This is a genomic window from Halalkalibaculum sp. DA3122, assembly GCF_043951865.1.
Taxonomy (GTDB): Bacteria; Bacteroidota; Rhodothermia; order Balneolales; family Balneolaceae; genus JAMQKA01.
The window spans coordinates 1-4640 of the sequence record NZ_JBINJF010000070.1; the positions used below are offsets into that span (position 1 = coordinate 1).

Below are 4640 nucleotides of genomic sequence, written 5' to 3' on the forward strand. Positions count from 1 at the left end.
ACATCCCCCTGCGCCCCCTTCAAAGGGGGAATGGGTGGCGCCAGTATTCCAACAGGTAGCTTAAAATTAGTTTACGTTTTTTTGATTCATTACACCAGAGTGCTTGGCAAATGATGAAAAATCGTGCAATGGAGTAACCATATGAACTCTGATATCAGAGTGATATTTGGAAACTTCCTTATTTTCAGATCAAGTTAGTTGGCCTCTGAAAGTCAACCGGGAATACTCAACTTTAATTCAAAACAAAATTATTATGACAAAAGTAGGATTTAATTTACTCGCGTGGTCAGCAGTCATTTCGGAAGAGCTTCTTCCCACTGTTGAACGTTTAAAAGAAATTGGATACGACGGTATTGAAATATTCTTGGGAATCGAAGATGAAGCGATGTACAAAAAGTTCGGTAAAGAGGTGGAGGACTTGGGACTTGAACTGAACTGCGTGATGGTATTGGGACCGGATGAAAATCCAATAGATCCCTCTGCCGAGGTTCGAAAAAAAGGGTTGGAGCGTATTAAATGGGCTGTAGACCGTGCTCATGACATGAATGCGGATGTTATCTGCGGTCCGATGCACTCGGCTTTTGCCAATTTTGCAGACAAGGCCCCGGATGAGGATGAGTACAAACGCAGTGCGGAGATCCTGGCAAAAGCGGGCGAATATGCGGCTCAGGCCGACATTCTGCTGACCCCGGAGGCGATAAATCGATTTGAGTGCTACCTGTGCAATACGATGGATCAACTGGTGGGATTGGTCGAGCGGGTGTCACATCCGAATGTCAAAGCTCATTTTGATACCCATCACGCCAATATCGAGGAGAAGACGTTGTCCGGAGCCCTCAAGAAAGTAGCACCTGTGCTGGGACATGTACACATCAGTGAAAACGACCGGGGCACTCCGGGTTCGGGTCACGTACCCTGGGACGAAACCTTTTCTACCCTCGCCGAAATCGGATATGATGGCTGGCTAACCATTGAGGCATTTACCCGTGACGATCCCGATTTTGCCAACTCCATAAACGTATGGCGGGAATACAATAAACCCTGGGATGTAGCTGAACAGGGATATGCCTTTATCAAGGAGATGTCTGAGAAAGTGGGATTGTGAATCCCTCCCCGGATCAGGGCTTTCATCCCCAGGCCCCGCAGTCGGTTTCGATAAACTATTAACGCAATGCTATTGTTAACCCTGAACATGCAGGTTTGCTGAGACGCAGATAACACTGATGCTGCAGATCACCACGAAATAGCAGGTCTAACAGCATTTTTCCAGGTTGTCTGCGTAGATCAGCATGATCGGTATTTATCCGCGTTCGGTCGGGAACAGACTGAACACCCAGGATTTGATGTGACAGTAGGATAACCCAAGATTGAACAATACACTAAAATAACCTGAATTAGACATAATGATCTCAACCAGAATGCCTGTTTGTCTTGAAATGGCAAGAAAACAGTGAGGCTGTCCAAAAAGTCTCGACAGATAGTTGCATTCATTAATAATTTAGGTTTGTGGAAGGAATGGAAGATCAATTCTCCTGTCCTCCTTCTCCAAGGAGGAACACTTGGGTCACAATCTCAGGATGCAATAAAGGCAATGTGTTGAAGTCCCTCTTGGAGAAGAGGGATTTAGGGAGATTGACCACGCCTTAATCATTTAAGTGGCGTTCCCCCCCTTATTGGACTTTTTGGACAGCCTCATTAAAGCCCTGCCCCAAGAAATTAAGCAACAATGTTAAAGCTGGAAGTTTTATCGAATTCACGCTAAAATACTGCTCTGTTGCTTAATATTTCTCTTTCTGGCAAATACTGCTGGGAAATCGTCTGATCTCCAATATGCTGATATGAAGAGGAGGTTGGCAGAATGGATGTGGAACGCAGCCCCCCACGTGCCCGGAAGCCGGGCCCGCATCCTGTGGCAGGAAAATGTAGAATGGCTCTGGGAGGGCAAACCAATAAAGTTTACCAGCTGGTGAAGTAAGCTTTTATATCGAATAGTTTAAAATTCAGTACCAGGGTGAACCTGCGGGTACAACCCTGTTACTTTGTGAAGAATCTCCGGGCACAGCCTACGTTGGAGCCGCACTCTTTAGCCTGGGCTGTGGATTTTATAGTGCACGATCATTCCGGGGGCACATTAAAACAGCGATTTTGGAAGCACTTCTTTAACAAAAATGGGATAAACTGTCATAGAACCGATCTGTTCAAGTGTAACAGCATGTGAAAAGGGGATGAAACCACGTATTAGAACGCCGACGTCAGATAGTCGGAGTTTTCAGATATAAGAACTGAGCTGGGAAATTATCCCATCAAAAATTGTTGAAAAGAAATCGATTTTTCCCTAAACCCTAAGTTACCGCCCCGCTCTTGAAAGGACGGGGTTGGAATTTGCAAACTGGTAAAATTTTTTTGTTTAATCCTGAATTTTGTTCCTGATCAAACACGGGGACTGGAAAATAGTCTCCTGTTTTACATTAAGACTTCGCTATCCTCCTTCCTTGTTCATTTTTTGAATGATCAAAATACGAACCTAAAAAGCCGCCGGTAATTGGTTACCAGGAATTAGCTATTGGTTCAAACAAATAACGAATACCTAATTCACTAATAACTAAACCACCCTGCGTACGGGGCTTTTTTATCTTCTCAATATTATGCCAGTATCTTCTGACAAAAAAGATGGTATCTTTTTCTCCTTAAGATGGTATCTTTTTTTGTATAAGATGGTATCTTTTTTCACAGGAGCAATTGCCCCGGATGTTTAGGCCTTTCTCTGTTCCTTTTTTGAGTGATAAAAAAACGTACCTAAAAAATCACCGCAGGAGATTGGTTATTAGGAATTCGTTATTGGTTCAAACAAATAACGAATAACCAGTCCACAAATAACTAAACTGCGCCTGCGCTCTACTTGTCCCGGGCGGCTCATAAATCCAAGACCGGAAGGGATGGGAAATTAGGAGTGTAGATTGAAGAATAATGAATTTCGAAGTGAATGTCGTGCCAATGGGTTATAGCACTACGCTCAAAAGCGGTTAAAGATCCAATGCCGGGATATCTGCTCGAAAAAGAGTAGTTCGGGGAATTGGATCGCTCTTTATTAACAAGGGGTATTGTTTGCCCGTTTCCACAAACAAAGTGTATGAGATTACAAGAACAGCTTAGTATACTGTAAATAATAAAATCTGTTATATGAATTTGATACGTTCATGTGAACCATGATATGAGACTTGACCCATCCATGTAAGTGTCTCGAATAAACAGTATATGAATGATAATATTGAGTTGTAGAGGAAATTTACGAAGTCGTCATCCCGAAGCGAAACCGGCTTGTTGATGCAGGATTAGGTTACAAAGTGATAATGAACGCAAAAGAAGAAGAGGAAAAATCGAGTGGGGATCCCCGGCCGCTGTTGGAGAAACAGTGGGTGAGGCGGGTTCGCGAACAGGGAGACCGATCCGCGTTCAAAAAGATCTTCAGAGCGTATTACAAGCGGCTACACGGTTTTGCCCGCAGCTACGTGGGAAGCGTTGAGGAGGCGGAGGATATCGTTCAGGAAGTATTTCTGAATATCTGGGCTCAGCGGGAAAGCTGGGATCCCCCGGGAACCGTTAAAAGTTACCTTTTTACGGCCGTAAAAAACAAGGCGTTAAACGTTATTCGCCATCAGCGGGTTATTGATGAGACCGAGGATGAGGTAGCCCAAAGATTCGAAGAGCTAAAGGAGACGGACGATAGTAAAAGTGATGCGGAGATAAGAAAACTGCGACAGGATATTGAAGAGGGGATCAACCAGCTACCTCCACGTTGTCGACAAATCTTTCTGCTAAACCGAAGAAGTGGACTGACGTATGCGGAGATTGCCGAGGTCCTGGATCTTTCCATAGGGACGGTAAACACGCAGATGGGCCGCGCCCTGAAGCGACTGAGGGACTACCTGTCAGACTATTTTACGATTGCAGTGGCATGGGAACTGTCGGATTTGGTTACGAAGGCATTCTTTATTCAGATACTTATTTTTTTATTAATTGCGTAGTTGCAAGGATGCTGCGACGGTTTTTGGGGATTCATTTTGTTCATATGAACACTTCTGGTATGGCAGTAAGTAGCTGGAACCCTGAGGTCATATTATTATAGGCATCCTCAGATAGATGCGAAGTCACGATGTACGCATCTTTTGCACGGCTGTAAAGCCAGATCAGATGCACGGTTTTCTGCATTTTCTTTACATACCTTGCATTTGATCTAGTGTTACCATTCATAATTATGAAAACTAATATGCACGTTATTTTCCGGCTTCTCGTCCTACCCACCCCTTCTGTGCTCCCGAGGTCAGTCGATACAATATATTCAACGGGAAATGGATGGGGCGTTGGGAAGCAAGGGGATGTTGACATTACAAATCATGATTTAGTTGTGTGTGGGATTACCCGAAATGCAGCACGAATATTCCCCCTTCCAAAGGGGGGTAGGGGGATTTAACGATAGATAACTGGCACGTACTATGAAATAGGGTTCCATAATTTGAAAAATGAGCTGCCGCTCACTCATTGTATGAACTTGTAAAACAATAGCTACATCCCCCTGCGCCCCCTTCAAAGGGGGAATGGGTGGCGCCAGTATTCCAACAGGTAGCTTAAAATTAGTTTAC

General features: G+C 44.2%; 3 protein-coding genes. All 3 read left to right on the forward strand.

Translation table 11 applies throughout. The features are described 5' to 3' along the window. The first annotated feature begins 253 nt into the window (after positions 1-253). The 3 genes from ACG2F4_RS19060 to ACG2F4_RS19070 all read left to right on the forward strand — a co-directional run bounded on the left by ACG2F4_RS19060 (position 254) and on the right by ACG2F4_RS19070 (position 4025). On the forward strand, positions 254-1105 hold the full coding sequence (locus ACG2F4_RS19060; RefSeq protein WP_395262534.1) for a sugar phosphate isomerase/epimerase family protein: 852 nt from the start codon (positions 254-256) through the stop codon (positions 1103-1105). A 733-nt stretch (positions 1106-1838) separates the two neighbouring features. Continuing rightward, entirely contained in the window at positions 1839-1970 is a 132-nt protein-coding gene (locus tag ACG2F4_RS19065; protein ID WP_395262535.1) for a hypothetical protein, read from the forward strand. 1380 nt (positions 1971-3350) lie between these two features. Next, positions 3351-4025 (forward strand): RNA polymerase sigma-70 factor, encoded by a 675-nt coding sequence (locus tag ACG2F4_RS19070; protein WP_395262536.1) that lies wholly within the window; start codon positions 3351-3353, stop codon positions 4023-4025. The last annotated feature ends 615 nt before the right edge of the window (positions 4026-4640 follow it).

Excerpts from the sequence above, each read along its gene's own strand:
- ACG2F4_RS19070 (WP_395262536.1), top strand. The coding sequence starts at position 3,351 with ATGAACGCAAAAGAAGAAGAGGAAAAATCGAGTGGGGATCCCCGGCCG.
- ACG2F4_RS19065 (WP_395262535.1), top strand. The coding sequence starts at position 1,839 with ATGAAGAGGAGGTTGGCAGAATGGATGTGGAACGCAGCCCCCCACGTG.
- ACG2F4_RS19060 (WP_395262534.1), top strand. The coding sequence starts at position 254 with ATGACAAAAGTAGGATTTAATTTACTCGCGTGGTCAGCAGTCATTTCG.